Here is an 18622-nt window from a genome sequence, read left to right as displayed (position 1 = left end):
TTCTGTCTCGACGTCCGTCCTCGCCCATTCAACACATGCTCCCCGGCCGAGTTCCGCGCCGCGTCGGGGCCACCGGACAGGCCGACAGGCGGGCGCGGCCCGTGGCAAAGACGGAACCCGGCAAAGGGCCGAAAGGCCTGGTTCGACGCCCTCCTCGACTGGGACGACGTCGTCGGGTTTTACGAAGCCGCGAAATCGGTTTTTCGGCCGACCAGGCCGTCGGCGCAATGCGCTTCAAGCTCCTTGCGGGAGCTCTGCCCCGGCCCATGTGGCCGGGGCTTTTTTTGTGGGCGAGGCGCGAGATTGCGGGCATGCCATCGCCGCTCACAGCGGCCGCGCGTCACTGGATGTCGGTGGGGGGCGTCGGTGGGGGCGTCGGTGGGGGCGTCGGTGGGGCGTCGGTCGCACGTCGTCAGCGACGCGAGCAAAACCCGCGTCCGTCATGCCGGGCTCACCGTCTCCAGAACATGACGATGTTTCCGACGACGGCAAGCGCTATCCCCAGGATCGATATCGGGGTCCACGCATACCCCTCGAAGAGGGTCGATGCGGCGAGCGCGACGATCGGGAAGAGAACAGTGGCGTAGCCCGCTTTCGCCGATCCGATGCGGGCGACCAGCATGAGATATGCGGTGAACCCGACGATGGAGCCGACAATCGCGAGATAGAGCAGCGCCGTCCAGTAGACGCCTCCTGCAGGCAGGACCAGCGGCTCTCCCGTCGCGGTCAGTATCGCGAGAAGGCACAGCGCCCCGATCCCCATGCCCCAGGCATTCGCGGTGACGGGGGTGATGCCGAGACGCGTGTTCTGCCGCGAGGCCATATTGCCCCAGGAGAAGAACGCCGTGCCGAGCACGGCCCAGCCAATGCCGCGCAAAGTCTCGGCGCCCCCGCCCATGTCGATGTCCGGCCAGAAGAGACAGACGACGCCCGTGACGCCCAAGCCTCCGGCCAGCACCGTCTGCCGGCTGATCCTCTCGCCGAAGAAGAGCCGCGCATTGATGGCGTTGAAGATCGAGGCCAGCGAAAAAATCACCGAGACGAGGCCCGAGGGCACGAGCGACGTTGCGGTGTAGAGCCCCACGAAATTCAGGCAGAAAAGACAGAGCGCCTGCACCACGACGAACCGCCAGACGGCCGGCCTTCGCAGGCGGCGTATCACCGCAAGGCCGGCGAGCATCAACATTCCGGCCAGGGCGAAGCGGTAAAAAATCGAGACGGTGACGGGAACGTCGCCGACCTGCGCAGCGATGGCGATCCACGTCGTTCCCCAGACGAGAACGGTCGCGACGAAGAGGAATGGGGTGGTCATCTGACGCTCCTGTGGCGCGTCATCTACGCCGTCCTGGGCCCGGCCTCTTGCACGATCTTGCGGCGGATTGCGATCCAGCCATTCCCTGCCGTGCACGGCTGGCCTAGAGGAGCTCATGGCCTCTGTTCGCGATTTCCTTCTCGGCTCTCCGGTCGCCCGCGCGGCCGCCACGCTCGATCTCGGCGGGGGCCGCGGCGTCACGATCTGGCAGAACCACGACGACCGCGTCTCCTACGATGGGGCGCGAGGCCATGCCTTCAGCCTCTACCTCGAAGGCGGCACCGGCACGCGGCGCATCGACGGGCGCGGCGCGCGCGGCTGGCCCGGCGCGGTCTGCATCTTCCCCGATGGGCAGAGTTCGGACTGGGAGATCACGACGCACTCGAGCTTCGTGCATCTCTACCTGCCCGACGACCGTCTTCGTGCCGACTTCTCTCGCATTCACGATTGCGACGCCCGCCGGCTCGACCTGCCGGAAATCACCTTCGCCGAGATGCCGGCCCTGGCCGGACCGCTCTATGCCCTTGCCCGCGCGGCCGACGCCGGCGACATCCTCTTCGCCGACGCCGCCATGGCCGAAATCGTTGCGCAGATCGGCTCTCGCCGGATTTCTCTGCGGGGCGGGCTCGCCCCCCATATCCTGCGCCGCATCGACGATTATATCGGCTCACATCTCGACGCGACGATCCGCCTGCCGGACCTTGCCGCGCTCGCGGGTCTTTCGCCTTTCCACCTCCACCGGATGTTCCGCGCCTCGCGCGGCATGGCCCCGCACGCCTGGATCACCGAACGGCGCATCGACCGTGCCAAGGAGCTGCTGCGCGGCACCGACCCTCTCGTGCAAATCGCGGCAGCCTGCGGCTTCTCAAGCCAGAGCCATTTTGCACGCGCCTTCAAGGCGAGCGTCGCCACGACACCATCTGCCTGGAGATCGGCGACGCGGAATTGATGGCAGAAAAGCGATGAAAGAGCGCGCGCGCCCGAAGCTGAAAATTTGCACCGCCCATCTCGATCATTCAAAGTCTTCTCGCCGTTGGATCGTCTGGATCGCGAGGTTCTGTCGGCAAGATAGGGGAGCACCGTATGATCGGACGAGACCGGGCCGGAGCGAACGTCATGCAGCCGGCGGCATCGGCGCGCAGCGATCGGCGTTTCCTCGCCGGGGGGATCCGTTTCGTCCTTCTTCTGTCCGCTTTTCTCTTTGGAACCGTACCCGGAACGCATGCCATGACCGCTGGGGCCAATGTCGAATTCGAGCAGGTATCGCCTCACAACGACGAGGTTTTCGTGGAACGCGTTGCCGACATGCGTCGGCACCTCGACGATCCTGATGCACGCTTCAGCGCCTCCGAGGCCATGCAGGCGCTGCGCGTGCTACGCAGCTATGCGGGCGAGCGCGAAGACCTGCTTGGGCAGCGCCGGGAAATCCTGTCCATGATGGGGCGTATCGTGAATAGAGCGCCGCTGATGGAATTCGAGGACGGGCTCAAGCCGCTCGGCGAATTGATGGAGATCGGGATCGGCGAAGACCGTCCGCCTCAGCGTCGCTTGTACGACCATTTCACCTACGCGGAACTCGCCAGCGGTTATGCGACGCTGCCTGGCAACAACGCATGGCATTCGTTGGCCGCCGATCAATATGGCGCAGCCGCTGCGATCGCCGACACGCTCGCAACCTTCTCGGAGGACCAGAGTGCGGGCCTCAGGCAAAGTCAGGCGTACGAATTGCACGAGGCGGGACGCCACGAGGAGGCGCTGGCCATCAATCGCTCCGTGCTGGCGATCGGTGAGCGGCTTCATGGGCCGACCGCTTCCGTTCTCGCGTCCGTTCTGACCAACATCGCCCAGAACCTCCATGCGCTCGAACGGCGCGAGAACATCGAACCCTACCTCATCCGTGTCCAGGAGATCGGCGAAAACGACAAAGACCTCGATCGCGTCCAGGACATGCTGTTTCAGCGCGGAGTGCTCGCCTACGAACGTGGAAACCCCGAGAAAGCGCGCGCGTTGATGCTGGAGCGCATCGCACGTCTTGAGGAGGCAGACGATCAGGAACATCTTGCCGAGGCGCGGATCGATTACGAAGAACTGGAACGCCGCATTCGCGTCGGTGATCGACCGTAGCACGGCGACGGGAGATGGGACGAACCGCGAAGTCGCGTTGCGCACTCCGGGTCCGGATGGTGCGACGATCGCAGCTGTGATCCTCGTCGTCTCCCTCGACGACAGCAACGCGCGGCCGAAACACCTCAAGGCCTGGTTCGACAGCCTCGTCACCTGGGACGACGTCGCCGAGCTCTACGAAGCCGGGAACTCCACGCATGAGCTCTGCCCAGCCCCAATGGCGAGCACTTTCTAATGATAAATCAGTTTAGAACTTATCTCGATAGAAATCCCTATAAAACTGGACTTGCTTTAAAAACCTTATATTTCGCGTTATATGGGGAGTGTTTACTTATCCAGAATATACGTCCAAACTTTATGCATGACGACGGACGGCGATCAAGTGAACGATAGCTCTTCTTCCACTTCGCAGACAGACCGCTCGCAAAAGGAGAAATCACCTGAACCATCCCCTGCGCTTGAGGGATATCTGAAGGCCATCGGCATCCAAGGGTATGTCGAAGATGTACCGAAGAAACCTGTAGCGGCTGAAAATGCCGGCTTCTCTGCCGCTGCCGGAGACGTATCGTCAACTCCGATCGGGATGGCTGACACTCGCTCTAGTAGGGCACGACGCTGGAGCACCCTAGAGTCGATTACGGTGCGCAGCTTCAAAGCTGCGAAGGCAGCGACGATTCCACTCGACCGTGTAACGATTCTCGTGGGACCAAATGGATGCGGCAAATCTTCCGTTCTTCAGGCGATTCACTGGGCCGCACGCGCAGCGAGCTATGTTCTGCCAAAAAATACCAAAGAGATGATCTCGTTTGAGCGACTTGACTATCTCCCTTCCAGTGAGCCGCTATCGACCCTCCACAAAGGTGAATTAAAGTCGGATGCAACTTCTTCGCCTGTAGAGGTCGTGTTCTCGCATCGCCCGATTGGTGGAGAAGCTGCGTCAGCCACAATCCGTATTCGCGCGGCTCGCAACCGAGGCGGAATTACGGCGTACATGGATGGTGGTGGCGCGGTCACCCCCTACAAGCAACGCTTCCAATTCATTACAGCTTATATCCCTGGACTTGCGGGCTTATCGGAGAAGGAATCTATCCTCGCTCAACCAACTCTCCGGCGTCAGGCCGCTAGCGGCGATGCCGGCGGAGTGCTTCGAAACATTCTGCTAAACCTTAGAAGCCGGCGGCTCGACGAAAGCGACGATACGGAAGGTGTCAAGCGGCTGCGAAAACTGAACCGATTGGTTCAGCAGGTGCATCCAGGCGTCGAGGTAGCCGTCGCGTTCGACGAACGGGAGGATTATCATATCTCCGCGACGATCCGGACCGACGGCTCCGCAGGCCAGACCCGTCCATTGGAAACGGCTGCTACGGGCGTACTCCAGGTCGTGCAGATCTTCGCTTACCTGATCTTATTTGAGCCCAAGGTGATGCTCATCGACGAGCCGGACGCGCATCTCCACCCAGACAAGCAGGAACGTCTGATCGAGGCGCTTGAGCGAGCGGCGCCTGAATACGACACGCAGGTCATCCTTACTACTCATAGCCCACATATTGTCCGAGCGGCGAGCCCAACAGCGAAGCTTGTTTGGATGAAAGACGGGATGGTCGAAACCCGGGATGACGCGGCGATACGAAGATTGCTTGGCTGGGGCGGGCTCGACAAGGGGGCGCTATTTTTCGTTGAGGACGAGGATGACAAGCCGCTGAGGGCGCTTCTTCGACAGTGGCCTGACCTTGCACGGCAAGTCGCAGTCTGCAGGTGCTTCGGAATTGAGAATTTACCTCGAGACAAGTTTTTGGAGGGGCTGCTCGTTGACGGTGAACTTAAGATCAAGGCACTTCTGCATCGCGACGGGGACTTCATGACACCCGAAGAGACCGAGCGCTGGAGACAAAGCTTCAAGACACCGGGCGTATACCCATGGGTTACAACAGACTCGGACATCGAAGCCTATTTCTGTCAGGCCACTTATCTCGCAGCTCTCTACGGAATTTCTCTAAAAGACGCAGAAAACTGGAGGCAGGATGCAGCCAAGAAGGTAAGTCGGGCACACCGGACCTTCCTCGCTAAGCGTCAGAACGTTGTTCGCGTGATATGGCCCAACGGTGGGTCGCCGGATGCGGAAGCATTGTGGACGGCCGCAGGAGGAATTTCTCCCTCGACGGTAAAGGGAAAAATGCTGCACGCCGCGCTGAAGCCTATCGTCAAGAGAGCCGGAAGGGATGAGAGTCTGCTCAATAGCTTCACGATTCCGGAGGGCTTCGTACTAGCTCCTGAATTGAAAACCCTGATTGAAGACGCCCTCGCAGGTTAAACTACTTTTTAGGCCACTCTCTCAATACGTTGACAACGCACGATGCTTAGCGCTCGCCGGTGGGTGATCTCACCCCCTCCAAACATCGGGCTTCGCGCGACATTCTCTCAAAACGTTATGTCGCTCCCCGCCCAACCGTCGCCCACGAATACTCGCAAGCAACCAAGGATCATACGGTCTGGCGTATCACCAGGCATTCCTCTTCGACCGCAGGCATGATCTCCGTCTTTTCCCATCCAATCGCTTGGAACCCGTGCTTGCGATAGAAGCTGGTCGCAGGGGCGCTTGATTGCAGGACGCGGACTTCGATCGGGCGACACAGTCCGATCTCGGCCCCACAGGAAACCGCCCGAGTCGCAACACAGCGGCCGCGCGTCTCACGGCTGCATCATAGCCGCTCCCCCTACTCCGCCCCCTCCATCTCCCCGCGCCCTTCCGCCGTCGCGTCGGCGCCCTTCTCCGCCCGTGTCTCGCCGACGACCCGGTTGCGGCCGCGCGCTTTCGCTTCGTAGAGCCGTGCATCGGCCTCGCGCACGAAATCGCTGAGCTTCGCCTCTGGGGCCGGGATCGCCGCATAGCCGCCGAGGCTCACCGTCAGGCGCCAGGTCTCCTCGCCGGTCGAAAACGGCTCTCCTTCCACGCGCCGGCGCAGAAGCTCCAGGCGGTCGAAGAAATCCTCGCTCGCGCCGCCGAGCGTGAAGATGATGAATTCCTCGCCGCCATAGCGGCCCAGAATGTCGCCGTCCTCGCCGAAAATCTCGCGGGCCAGGCGGGCGATGTGGCGCAGGCATTGATCGCCGAAGAGGTGGCCGCGCGCATCGTTGACGCTCTTGAAATGGTCGACATCGATCATCGCCACCGAAAACAGCCAGCCATTCCTCTGGCACAGGCCGAATTCGTCGGCGGCACGCGCGTCGAAATGGCGGCGGTTATATAGGCCCGTCAGCGCATCGGTGATCGACACGTCCTGAAGCTTCTGGTTGGCGCGTTCGAGCGCGGCGTTGAGGCGCCGCAGCTTGCGGTTCCAGTAAACGACGAGAACGAGGGTGACGAGCGCCACCCCGCCGAGGAGAAGCAGGCGGCTGTAATCGACGCGCTGGTCGATGCGCACCAGCATCTGCCGGCTCAGCATCGTCTGCACGTCCTGCTCGTCGAGGCCGGCGACGAGTTTTGCAAAAATCGCCGCCAGCATCGGCTCGTCGGCGCGGGTGGCGATCGAGGCGCGCCAATCCTCAAAAATGCGGCCGGCCACCTTCACGTCGTAAAGCCGCTTGGAGGCCAGGAGATAGCCGAGGCTCGGCAGCGTGCCGAGGGCGGCGTCGAGCTCGCCCCGGCGCACGCCGGTCAAAGCCGCCGCCTCGCTCGCCACCTCCACCAGGTCGACGTTCGGATAGCGCTCCTGCAGAACGCGCAGCGGGCTTTCGCCGGGGGCGATGCCGACGCGCTTGCCGGCCAGATCGTTCATCGTGCTGACGATCGGCTCGTTGAGCGAGCTTGCCACCGCCATCGGCAAGACGAGATAGGGCAGCGTGAACGTCCAGCGGTCGTCGGCCGCCGCGCTGTCGGTGACGAAGGGCAGGACGTCGCATTCGTAATCTTCGGCCTTCTTAAGGCCGCCGCCCCAGATCGGCACCGGCACCACCTGCCAGGAAAAGCCGCCCTGGCGGGCGAGCCGCTCCATCACCTCGGAGGCGACGCCGGTGAAATCGCCATCCGTGTCGACGGAGGTGTAAGGCGGCGTCAGAGGATCGACGCAGACCTTCAAGACGCCCTTCCGATCGAGATAGCTGCGCTCTTCGCTCGTCAGAAGCGGGCGCTGGCGCTCCATCCCGGCGACGGTCGGCCCGAGCCAGCGCGTTTCGAGCTCGTTCCACCGCGTCGCCGACATGGCGCTCATCGCCCGGTCGATGATGCTGCGCGCATAAGGATAGCGGGGCGACACGCCGAAGCGCAGATCCTCGCGCTCCACCCCCGGCATCAGAAATTCGCCGCCGATATCGATGTTGATGAGCCCGAGACGCCGGATGATGGCGCTGCCGTTGGACAGCGCCAGGATCGCCGCATCCACCTCGCCGCGCGCCAGCGCCTGCAGGATCTCTTCCTGCGTCGCGTAAGTGCGCACATCGGCGACGCGCGCCTTCAGCGCGTCGGCATAATAGATCTCTTCGGCGATGCCGACGCTGTGGCCCTCCAGCGATTCGAGACCACGATAGGGGCCGAAGCCGGAGCGCACGAAGACGGCATTCGGGATGCGGTGATATTCGCGGGTGAAGAGCGTGTAGTCTTCGCGCTCGGCCGTGCGCGACATGTTGCTCATGATGTCGATGTCGCCGTCGCGAAACGCCTGCAGAATGTTCGCCCCGCTGTCGTAGACGGGGATCATGGCAAGCCCCGTCGCGGCGGAGATCTCATGCATCAGATCGACCGCAAACCCCTGCCCCCTGCCGTCGCGCAAGAAACTCAAAGGCTCGTAATCGCTGATGAAGCCGACCTTCAAAGGCGGCGCATTGGCGACGAATTGCTGCTCCTCCGGCAGAAGCCGCAAGGGCCCTGCGGAAAACACCCGGCCGCTGCGATAGCTGAGCCAGCGCTCGGTGATGGCGGCGAGCTCTTCCGTCGGCAGCGCGGCGACGGCCTTCGCCAAAATCTCGTGCAGCATCTCCCGGTCGCGGTCGCGCGCGGCCTCGGCCGCCACGCCCTCAGCGGCCCTCTGCGATGCGTTGCCGGCATCTCCCCCGACATGTTCGGCTTCCGCCTTCAGCACGCCCAGGCGGAAATCTTCGAGCGACACGCCGGCGATCGGCACCGGCCCGACCGCTTCCACATTGGAAAAGCCGTTCTCGCGGGCGAAGAAATTGCCCGTCATCTCCGCCGCGATCACGGCATCGACCCAGCCGAAGGCGAGCGCCGCCATCAAATCGCGGTAGGTGTCGTATTCGACGGGTTCGATGCCCGCCTTGCGCAGGGCGCCGCCGTAATAAATGTCCTTGATGACGCCGATGCGCTTCTTCGACAGCGCCTCCACATCGATCGGCGGCGCGAGCGGATGGTCGACGTTCTGGAAGATCACCGTGCGGCGCTGGTGATAGGGATCGGTGAAGGCGATGAAAGGCAGGCGGGCCTCGGTCAGGGAGATGTCGGCAACGACCTCGAGCCGGCCGGCGCGGAAATTGCCGTAAATCTCCGGCCAGGTGCCCATGCGCGGCACGAAGGTGAGGCCGCTTTCCACCTCGATGCGGTCGAGCACATCGAGCGTCCAGCCCATCATCGAGCCGTTGCGGAAAAACGAATAGGGCTCGTTGTCGGCGACGACGCCGACGGTGACGGTCGGATGCTCGGCCACCCATTGGCGTTCGGTCTCGCTCAATTCGACGGCGCGGCCCGGCGCGCCCGAAGCGATGACGATGAGCGCCGCCACGATCAACGCGAGGCTGCTTCGAACAATCCCCATAAGGCGAGGCGACATTCTCGGGTTCGGTCCCGTCAACATTCTGTTCCCACTGCATCCGGTCCCGGTCGATCCGGCCCGCCCATGCCGATCTGCCGCTTCCAGCCTTTCATTCCGCCGCGATCGTGCCCACCATCGCGACCCAAATGTCCGCTCTCACCTCCACCCCCCATCGCCTCCTGCGGGGGCAGACGCAATCCGTAGGCAACACCTAGCGGCACGTGCAAACTGGGGTCGCCGAACCTGGAAAGCATCCAAAGCCTGCTTGAAGCTGAAAACGCAAGGCAGAGGCCGCAGGCAGACAGACATTCCCCGGCGGAATGGCACATTTCAGAGAGATTGGTGCAGGAAGCCCACAGCCGGCGCGACGGTCCGGCCTCAGAGACAGGCCTGCAGCGTCACGACCCTGGAGAGCCCGCGTCCGGAACAGTCCCCCCGAACGGTCCCCCGGAAAGTCGCCCTCGGAACGGCAACTCCTGGTTTGCGTTTTCAAGCTGACGCCAGAGGAAAGAGCGACCATGGCCGAAGCGAAGAAAAAGCCGTCAACCGACACGCCCGCGACCGAAACGGCGGATACGGAAACCCAATCCGCCGACATCAAGCCCGCCCGCAAGGCGAGTGGCCAGCGCGACGCCTTTCGCGACCTCGCCCAGCGCATCGCCTCCGGCGAGCATATCGTCCCGCCCGTGCTCCTCACCGGCCAGGCGCGGCGCGAGCATGTCCGCTCCACCCTGCGGGAAGACCACGCCCAGCGCATCGAGCAGCGCAACCACGGCGCGCGGGAAAAATTCGACGAGCTCGCCGACGATTTCTTCAAGTTCTTCCGCGGCACGGCGCTTCTCTTCTACCGCGATCTCGCGGGCCAGGATGCCAACATGCCCTCCGTCATGGCGCTCGGCGACGTGCATCCGGAGAATTTCGGCGTCATGCCGGATGAAAACGGCGCGCCCATCTTCGGCGTCAACGATTTCGACGAGACGATCTACGCACCCTTCACCTTCGACATCAAACGCGGCGCCGTCGGCTTCTGGATCGCCGCGCGCGAGGAAGGCGGCCTCACCCGCAAGAAGCGGCGCAAGGTCGTGACAAAATTCGTCAAAGGCTACCTCAAGGCGATGGAGGCCTATGCCGAGCACGCGACGGAGAAGAACGACGATTACCGCATGGACAATTCGCCGAAAGTCATCCGCCGCCTCTTCAAGGAAGCCTGGGAGGACCGCCACGACTGGCTGTGGGCGGATTACCTCAAAAGCTCCGGCCGCGGCTTCAAGGCGAGCGACGAGCTGCAGCCGATCTCGGGTCAGGTGACAAAATTCCAGAAGGCGGTCGACGATCTGGCGAAATCGAACGGGATCGACGCGCCCGACCGCGCCGGCGAGCTCAAGGTCAAGGATGTGTGCGTGCGCCACGGCCAGGGCACGGCCTCGCTCGGCCTGCCCCGCTATTACGTCCTCATCGAGGGCCCGTCGAAGAACGCCACCGACGACATCATCATCGAGTTCAAGCGCGCCCGCCGCTCCGCCCTCGACGGGCTCACCCCGCCCTCCGAATTTCATGCCGGCGCCAAGGCCGACCGCATCGTCCACGGCCAGGCCGTGCAGCTCGCCCATGGCGACATCTTTTACGGCGCGGTCGAAATCGACGGCGAGAGCTTCATGAGCCGCGAGCGCGCCCCCTTCCGCGACGACATCGATCTCGACGAATTGAGCTACGGCACCTGGAAGGATTACGCCGAAGTCTGCGGCGCGGCGCTCGCCAAGGCGCATGCGCTCTCAGACGATCTCGGCCAGATCGACTATGACGTCGAGCCCTCGATCATCGCCGCCGCCACGCCGCGAAAACTCTTCATCGCCGATCTCGTGCGCTTCGCCGAAGAAGCCGCCGACCGCCTCCAGGCCGACCACCAGCATTTCCGCGAAGACCACGCGCTCGGCGCCTTCGACTGCATCGACATGGTCTATCGGTGAGGAGAGAGCGGCCATAAGGCCGCCGCGGCGGAAGCTCAGGCGCCGCCTTCCGCCGGCACCATCCGCCAGGCGCGGCGGAACTCGCGGAAATTGTCGCCGAAGGACGGCGGCAGATAAAGCGGCACCATCGCAAGAACGCTCGCGATCAGCACCACGGTCGAGACGACGGCAAAGACGAGCCCGAGGGCTGACACGATCAGGCGCGCAGTCCTTTCCGACACCCGTCGTGGCAACACCGACCAGAGAATGACGCCGCCATCGGTTGGAACGGCCGGCGCGAGATTGGCGAGCCCGAAAGCCAGATTGAAGAGGCCGAGAAAGAACGCCGCCTCGTGCGCGAGCGTCGGGGACGCGGGCAGCGGCGTCGCGAAGCCCGGCAGATGCTGCACCGGCGCAGACGGGCTCAAGCCCCAGATCGCGAACGCGACGCCCGCAATGACAAGGTTCGCCGCCGGGCCGGCGAAGGCGATCGCGATGGTACTTCTCCGCGACTTCGGCTCTTCGAGAAAAACGAAGGCCCCGTCGACCGACAAAACGATCCGATCGCAGGCGAGCCCGAAGCCGCGCGCGGTGATCAGATGCGCGAGCTCATGCGCGAGATCCGACAGAACGAGACCGACGAGAAGGATGACCGCGAGCGCGACGGGCTGATGCGCATGGTGATAGGCAACGAGCGCGCTGAAGACCACCGCCACGACCAAGGCGGAGGGATAGATCCACGCCTCGATGCCCGCGGGAAGTTTCAGCCGAAACGCGAACGGCCCCTCCGCCGCGTCTGCGCCGCCCGTGGTCATGATCGAATGCCCCTCATCTCGGCCAGTTGCGGAGCCGCCGCCCCGGACAAACCCGACGCCTGGCGTCCGCATCCCGTGTCATCCAGATCCCCTGTCCTCCGCATCATAGGCGCCCGCGTATGATTGGCGAGCGTTTCAGGGAACCTCGCGTTTCCGTCATCCGGCCTCGGCCATGTGGTAACGTCCTGCCGCCGCCGATGGAGGACGCCCCGATGATCATAGCGCAGATCTCCGACATCCATGCAGCGCCGGACAATGACAACATGACAAGGCTCGCCCGCGCGCTGTCATGGCTCGACGGGCTCGATCTGGACGCGCTCGTCATGTCGGGTGATCTCATCGAAGACGGCTCAAGCGAAGAATACAGGGAAATCGCTGCCCGCCTCGGCGAATTGCGCTGCCCCGTCCTGCTCCTGCCCGGCAACTCGGATGATCGCAGCGCCATGCGTGCCGTGTTTTCCGACCGTCCCGGTTCTGTTGCGCGCGGCGATGCCATGCACTTTGTGGCCGAGATCGGTGGTGTGCGGCTCATCGGCATCGATACGACATTGAACGACACGTCCGCGGGTGATGTCGTCCCACACCTCAACTGGATCGAAGAGGTGTTGGACGCGCCGGGGGCCGATGCATCGCTCGTCTTTTCGCATCATCACCTTTTTGCCAGCGGCATCGCACCGATGGACGCGGTCATGGCGCAAGGAGCAAGGGAGTTCGGCGACCTGCTTCAGCGACGGCCGCGCCGGCCGCTCGCCATATCGTCCGGCCACGTTCACCGGCCTATGACCAGCCTGCTCGGCGGAGTTCCCGCGCATATCTGCGGCTCGATCTGCCCCGCCAATCCGCTCTGGTTCGGCGGACCGGATGTGCCCGTCGTCCACGAACCTCCAATGATCATGGTTCACCGCCTTGTCGGCCGTGACCTGGTCAGCCATCACATCGCCGTCTGAGCGACCGATTTCCCAGGATCGGCTTCGGGGCGCGCGAACCGACCGCTTTCGACCCCCCCCAATGCGGCAACGAACGTCCGCCAGCGAGCCGGCGCCATTCGGACAATCCGAGAGCCAATGTTCGCCGGGCAGGATGATGCGCTATGCTGCCGGCATGTCCTCGCTCACACTCCATGTCCTCGATGCGCGCGGCACCCTCGCGGACATCCGCGCCTGGCTTTGCGACGCCCTGACGGCGACGCACGAAAAGGCGGCGGCCCTCATGCCGCTCCGGCCCCTGGATGTCGTGGTGCAAAGCGGGACATGGGTCATCCCCGAGAAGGGACATGTCGGTCGCTCGCCCAAGCCTGGCGTCATTTTCGTCACCGTGGATCCCGGCAATCCAGCCCTCCTCCCCAACGCGGACATGTCTCTGGAGCGCATGTTCGCCCACGAGCTTCATCACGCCGCGCGTTGGGACGGACCCGGCTATGGCTCGTCATTGGGCGAGGCGCTGGTCTCGGAAGGACTGGCAGGCCATTTCGTTCAAGAGCTTTTTGGCGGCCCGCCAGAACCCTGGGAGCGGCTGCCAGACGACGACATCCGCCCCCATTCGGCGCGCGTGGCGGACGAATGGGACAGAACAGACTATAACCATGAAGCCTGGTTCTACGGCCGAGGCGACCTGCCAAGATGGCTCGGCTATTCCCTCGGCTTCCGCCTCATCGAAAACTACCTGCAAAACCACCCCTCCAGCTGCGCGGCCACCCTCGCCGAAACATCAGCGCAGGAGTTTCGACCAACGCTCGAATTGCTCTGAAAAAGACGGATGCGCGCCGAGCTCAAGGCAAACGCCTCGCTCAAGCTGAATTCAGATCGACATCGTTCATTGGGTTTTCGGCGCGCTGGGCCAGCGAGGCTGACCCCGGATTCCAGCAGCTGCGGACGCGCATCGCGACCGCCTACGGTGCCTAGCCTAAGCTGCCATCCGCTGAACGCTCGGCCCGAACCCGCGCGTCCGACCACCAGAATTCCCGCGAAGACCACGCGCTCGGCGCCTTCGACTGCATCGATATAGTCTAGGGGTGAGGCCGCGGTGGTTGTTGGGCGTTCGTGGGGCGAAGGCAGCACTTCCTAGCAAGTGGCCGAAATGGGCCGGAAGGTGAATGGCAGCTTTCTGGAAGGTATGTTGGATAGCTGTCTTTGTAGAGTCGATCTTTTTCGGTCGCTCGACCCTTTGCTGATACGACCAGAAAGCCGGCTTCGTTCTATGAACCAGAATACAACGATTCTTAAAAGCAAGTCTATATTTTGGCAAGGGCGGAACCTTCATCGATCCGATCTCCTGGGCAGTTTCGGGTCGATTATGGGGCAGATTAAAGCGTATCATGTTTTAGGCGGTCTATGCCTTAATCATTAAATCAAGGCAGACGCAGAATGTATGAACGAATTGCACAAGAAATGGTTGAGCCCGGCAGCGTGCGGCGTTTCCTCGGCGAGCGAACACGCTGCCGATATTGCGGCGTGACTGACCTGAGTGCCTTCGGTAAGCGAACGAATGCCCATACGTTCCCAGCTGCGCTTGGCAACCGGACATTATTCTCACTCGATGAATGCCGGGCATGCAATGGCGAGTTTTCGGTCTACGAGGATGCCTTGTGTAAAGCGGTAGGCCCGTTCCTGACACTTGGTGGCGTGCGAGGCCGCACTGGTGTCCGAAAGACAGGACTATCCGGATCGAAATCGACCATGCGTCACGCTATTCTAGAAGGGAAGCGGCAGCTCAGCATCAAGGCTGAGGGCGATGCTAATAGACTGGTGGGCATCAACGAGGCTACCGGCCTGATCAAGTTGACCATGCCTGTCGAAGGGGACGTGTTTGTTCCTCTCTACGCCTACAAAGCCTTGATGAAGATTGGTTTGTCGATGCTTCCTTTCGAGGAACTGCCTAGGTTCAAAGGCGCTATCGACAGCCTTGCGGACCGAAACGCCAAGCCGCATGGTGGACCTTTGCAGGTCGGATTTTCTTATGCCTTTGTGGGTAATGCGCCGCCTGCGCTCGCCGGAACCCTGCTGCGACGAAGAGATATTGGCTCACGATCGCCTTATATGATTTTCCTGCTGATGGCGGGATCAGTGTGTTTCCAGGTGTGGCTGCACTCTGACGATCTGGATGCGCATGTACCGGAGGCTGGTCGGCTTGGCTTTCGTTGCGAAGCGCAGCTTCCGAAGCCGGAGGGGGGCTATTTCCCAATCACCTATAGCGACCCGCTCCAATTTGACTGGTCTGACATGGCGCCAAGATTGCAGCCGTTCGAGGCGTTCGAACTGACATTTAATCCGCAGACAACCGAAGGAAGCTTTGAGCCGATACCCAGGAGATGACCAAGAGGGGGGCCCGATTGAACGCAGGCACGACCAAGTAAGCCTTCGCGCCGCCAAAGGGGTGTCACTTAAGAGTAATTCCGTTTCAGAGGTGGGCTGGCAGGCGGGTGACGAAAACGGGAAATTCAATCGCCGCCCCGATGAAGTATCGGCTCAGGATGCGTGATCCGGTTGCCGAACAGTCAGGTCTGGGTCAGTTGTCCCCCCCCCCAAAAAAAAACTTGAACCTCTCCCCACCTCGGATACATATATCTACCGTAAACCCCGGTACCGTCTCTGCCTCTGACATGCGGCCGGGGTAAATTGTTTTTAGGGGTGATGCGTCCGAGCGGGTGCTCATCAAGCTCCGAGGCGCATCAGCCTACCGCCCCAGCCTCTCACACCGCATCAGCCCCGGCGCCTCCGCCCAGGTCTGCACCGAGTTCACCCAGCGGCGGCAGGTGTATTCGTTCGGAAAGCAGGCGCGCAGGAAGACCGGGCGGCGCCAGTCGTTCATCGGGTCTTCCCTCGTGCCCGAAAACGTCCCGACCCAGCTCCAGCCGCCATCCTCGCAGGCGCCGCCGCCTTCGGGTGCCGGCGGATGGCCGACCACGGCCGCCGCGGGCGTCGCCGTGAGCGCACCCGCCACCACGAGGGTCGCCAGGCCCCCCGCCAAGACCACCGCCCGAGCCGCCGCCCCGACAGCGGCGGAGACCCCGACCAAGCCCCCGGCCTTCGCCGCCGCGCGCAGTTCACCTCGCGCCCCGCGCCCCTGCGCCGCCCAAAAGCTTCTCAATGCCGCCATCACGAACCCTCCCGATCGCTCGCGCGCCGTCACGCCTGCGTGAAGGGGCGCCGTCGCGGTCTCTGCCGCTGGCTGCCGCGAAACCGCCCCCTATAACTAGACCTGTCCAAGACAAACAGGAGGCAGCCTCATGCTTCGCAGCATCTCCCTCGCCATCGCCGGCGCCCTCACCGCGGCCTCTGTCGCGGGCTTCGCCGCCCATGCCCAAGATGCGGCATCGAGCGGCACCGACGATCCCATCAAGACGCGCCAGACGATCATGGAATCCTTCGGGGCCTCCGCCAAGGTCGGCGGCGGCATGATCAAGGGCGAAATCCCCTACAATCCCGCGGTCGGCCAGCTCGTCCTCGCCACGCTCGATGCCGGCGCCCACACATTCGGGCATTATTTCCCGGAAGGCTCCGACACGGGCGACACCGAAGCCTCGCCCAAGATCTGGCAGGATATGGACGGCTTCCACGCCAAGATCGGCGATCTGCAAGAGGCGACCGCCGCGGCCGTGAAAGCGAAGCCGCAGGATCTCGACGCCTTCAAGGAGACGTTCGGCAAGGTCGCGAAGAACTGCAAATCCTGTCACGAAGATTATCGCGTCGAAAAGGACTGAGGCTTTCGTGGCGAAAAAGCTTCTGGCTGCGGTCGTCGTCCTGGCGGCCGCGGCATGTGCCGGCTTCTATGTCGTAACGATGCCGCAGCCGATTGCGGCAACGGCGCTCCCCGCGCATGAGCCCGATGTCGCCAATGGCGAGCGCCTGTTCCTGGCGGGCAGCTGCGCCTCCTGCCATGCCGCGCCGAAAGCGGAAGGCGAGGCAAAGCTCGTGCTTTCCGGCGGGCTCGAGCTCGACACCGATTTCGGCCTCTTCCGCGTGCCGAACATCTCCTCAGACCCCGAGGCCGGCATCGGCCAATGGCGCGACATCGATTTCGTCAATGCGATGAAGCGCGGGCTCTCGCCGTCCGGCGCGCATCTTTATCCGGCCTTTCCCTACACCTCCTATGCCAAGATGCGCCTCACCGATCTTCTCGATCTCAAGGCCTATCTCGACACGCTTCCGGCGAGCGGCAACCGGGTCGCGGGCCACGACCTCCCCTTCCCCTATTCGCTGCGCCGCGGCATCGGCCTGTGGAAGCGGCTTTATCTCTCCGACGCGCCGGTGATCGCCGTCGATGAGGGCAACGACGAGCTCATGCGCGGGCGCTATCTCGTCGAAGGGCCCGGCCATTGCGCCCAGTGCCACACGCCGCGCGATGCGTTTGGCGGGCTTGAGACCGATCGCTGGCTCGCCGGCGCGCCGAACCCGGAAGGCAAAGGCCGCATCCCCAACATCACACCGTCCGATGACGGCATCGGCGGCTGGAGCCTTTCCGACCTCACCTATTATTTCGAAAGCGGCTTCACGCCCGATTTCGACAGCGTCGGCGGGCCGATGGTGCCGGTGCAGGAAAACCTCGCCAAACTCCCGCCCGAAGACCGCGCCGCCATCGCCGCCTACCTCAAAGCCATCCCGCCCCTCGGCGCCGACAAAAGCGGCCAGAGCAGCGGCGCGGACAACACCGGAGGATAAGGCGTGGACCGGAAAGGCAGCCCCGGAAAGCTGAACCGCGCCCAGGCGAGACTTATCCCCGGATCATCCCCTTGACCGGCCAGCCTCTTGATCATCCGGCCACTTGATCATGCGCCCCCTTGATCATGCGCCCCTTGACCGGGCGGACCGACGAAACTCCGGCGTCAGCCGCACGGTCCCCCTCCCCCTTGTGGGGAGGGGTTAGGGGTGGGGGTCCCCAAAAAAGTGGGCGTCTGCCCGAGTGCTGACTTCAGAGGGCCGGCCCCTCCGCAAGCCCGCCGCGGCGCACCAAAAACTCCGGCATCACCCGCGCGGTCCCCCTCCCCCTTGTGGGGAGGGGACAGGGGTGGGGGTCCCCCACAAAAAGTGGAAGCCTCCCCGACTGCTGACTTCGGAGAACGACCATCAGCGCCGTCACCCCCACCCGACGCTTGCGGCTTTCGCCGCCGCGTCGACCTCCCCACAAGGGGGAGGTGGGGGAGCGCACATCCGCCGGGCAGAACCACCCGGCGAAACGACGACATCTCGAACGCGAAGAGGGTCGCTCGAACCAGAAGAGGGTCGATCGACCCCGCAGAGGGCCGGCCCCTCCGCAAGCCCCCAGCGACCCACCAGAAACTCCGGCGTCAGCCGCACGGTCCCCCTCCCCCTTGTGGGGAGGGGACAGGGGTGGGGGTCCCCCCAAAAAGTGGGAGCCTTCCCGACTGCAGACTTCGGAGAACGGCCATCAGTGCCATCACCCCCACCCGACGCTTGCGGCTTTCGCCGCCGCGTCGACCTCCCCACAGGGGGAGGTGGGGGAGCGCACCCATCCGCCGGGCAGAACCACCCGCCGAAACGACGACATCTCGAACGCGAAGAGGGTCGGTCGAACCAGAAGAGAGCCGATCGACCCCGCAGAGGGCCGGCCCCTCCGCCAGCCCGCAGCGGCGCACCAAAAAACTCCGGCATCAGCCGCAAGGTCCCCCTCCCCCTTGTGGGGAGGGGTTAGGGGTGGGGGTCCCCCCAA

The 18622-nt window shown here is 63.5% G+C and carries 14 protein-coding genes; 10 read left to right on the top strand and 4 right to left on the bottom strand.

Annotation, left to right across the window (positions count from 1 at the left end; all coding sequences use genetic code 11):
• Positions 1-451: 451 nt before the first annotated feature.
• Positions 452-1312, bottom strand: a complete 861-nt coding sequence (locus L0F51_RS17745; RefSeq protein ID WP_234630516.1) for a DMT family transporter — start codon at positions 1310-1312, stop codon at positions 452-454.
• A 115-nt stretch (positions 1313-1427) separates the two neighbouring features.
• Between L0F51_RS17745 and L0F51_RS17740 the strand changes: the two genes are divergently transcribed.
• The 4 genes from L0F51_RS17740 to L0F51_RS17725 all read left to right on the top strand — a co-directional run bounded on the left by L0F51_RS17740 (position 1428) and on the right by L0F51_RS17725 (position 5747).
• A complete protein-coding gene (locus L0F51_RS17740; RefSeq protein WP_234630515.1) occupies positions 1428-2261 on the top strand; it encodes an AraC family transcriptional regulator in 834 nt (277 codons plus the stop codon).
• A gap of 134 nt (positions 2262-2395) precedes the next feature.
• Positions 2396-3436, top strand: coding sequence for a tetratricopeptide repeat protein (locus L0F51_RS17735; protein WP_234630514.1), 1041 nt, complete (start codon positions 2396-2398; stop codon positions 3434-3436).
• On the top strand, positions 3423-3671 hold the full coding sequence (locus L0F51_RS17730) for a Fe-Mn family superoxide dismutase (RefSeq protein WP_234630513.1): 249 nt from the start codon (positions 3423-3425) through the stop codon (positions 3669-3671). Before L0F51_RS17735 ends, L0F51_RS17730 begins: the two co-directional genes overlap by 14 nt.
• 126 nt (positions 3672-3797) lie before the next feature.
• Positions 3798-5747 carry an ATP-dependent endonuclease gene (locus L0F51_RS17725; protein WP_234630512.1) on the top strand — a complete coding sequence of 650 codons (1950 nt, stop codon included), beginning with the start codon at positions 3798-3800 and terminating at the stop codon, positions 5745-5747.
• 403 nt (positions 5748-6150) lie between these two features.
• Here the strand turns inward: L0F51_RS17725 and L0F51_RS17720 are convergent, their stop codons facing one another.
• Entirely contained in the window at positions 6151-9213 is a 3063-nt protein-coding gene (locus L0F51_RS17720) for a transporter substrate-binding domain-containing protein (RefSeq protein ID WP_234630511.1), read from the bottom strand.
• Between the two features lie 500 nt (positions 9214-9713).
• On the opposite strand from L0F51_RS17720, the gene L0F51_RS17715 reads away from it, so the two are divergent.
• Positions 9714-11162 (top strand): DUF2252 domain-containing protein, encoded by a 1449-nt coding sequence (locus tag L0F51_RS17715; RefSeq protein WP_234630510.1) that lies wholly within the window; start codon positions 9714-9716, stop codon positions 11160-11162.
• Between the two features lie 35 nt (positions 11163-11197).
• Here the strand turns inward: L0F51_RS17715 and L0F51_RS17710 are convergent, their stop codons facing one another.
• Positions 11198-11956 carry a site-2 protease family protein gene (locus tag L0F51_RS17710; RefSeq protein ID WP_234630509.1) on the bottom strand — a complete coding sequence of 253 codons (759 nt, stop codon included), beginning with the start codon at positions 11954-11956 and terminating at the stop codon, positions 11198-11200.
• Between the two features lie 212 nt (positions 11957-12168).
• Between L0F51_RS17710 and L0F51_RS17705 the strand changes: the two genes are divergently transcribed.
• From L0F51_RS17705 to L0F51_RS17695, 3 genes are all read left to right on the top strand, one after another.
• A complete protein-coding gene (locus tag L0F51_RS17705) occupies positions 12169-12903 on the top strand; it encodes a metallophosphoesterase (protein WP_234630508.1) in 735 nt (244 codons plus the stop codon).
• 133 nt (positions 12904-13036) lie between these two features.
• Entirely contained in the window at positions 13037-13702 is a 666-nt protein-coding gene (locus L0F51_RS17700; RefSeq protein WP_234630507.1) for a DUF2268 domain-containing protein, read from the top strand.
• 617 nt (positions 13703-14319) lie between these two features.
• A complete protein-coding gene (locus L0F51_RS17695; protein ID WP_234630506.1) occupies positions 14320-15267 on the top strand; it encodes a hypothetical protein in 948 nt (315 codons plus the stop codon).
• Between the two features lie 361 nt (positions 15268-15628).
• Here L0F51_RS17695 and L0F51_RS17690 read toward each other — a convergent pair whose 3' ends face one another.
• A complete protein-coding gene (locus tag L0F51_RS17690) occupies positions 15629-16051 on the bottom strand; it encodes a hypothetical protein (RefSeq protein ID WP_234630505.1) in 423 nt (140 codons plus the stop codon).
• Between the two features lie 130 nt (positions 16052-16181).
• Here L0F51_RS17690 and L0F51_RS17685 point away from each other — a divergent pair, with 130 nt between their 5' ends.
• A complete protein-coding gene (locus L0F51_RS17685; protein WP_234630504.1) occupies positions 16182-16655 on the top strand; it encodes a cytochrome c in 474 nt (157 codons plus the stop codon).
• A gap of 7 nt (positions 16656-16662) precedes the next feature.
• The gene (locus L0F51_RS17680; protein WP_234630503.1) at positions 16663-17613 is read left to right on the top strand and encodes a cytochrome c; all 951 of its coding nucleotides are present in this window, start codon (positions 16663-16665) and stop codon (positions 17611-17613) included.
• Positions 17614-18622 lie beyond the last annotated feature (1009 nt).

It is taken from the genome of Afifella sp. H1R, assembly GCF_021462425.1.
Taxonomy (GTDB): Bacteria; Pseudomonadota; Alphaproteobacteria; order Rhizobiales; family Afifellaceae; genus Afifella; species Afifella aestuarii.
Note: the sequence above shows the minus strand (reverse complement) of the source record. Positions and strands in the feature narration are given on the sequence as shown.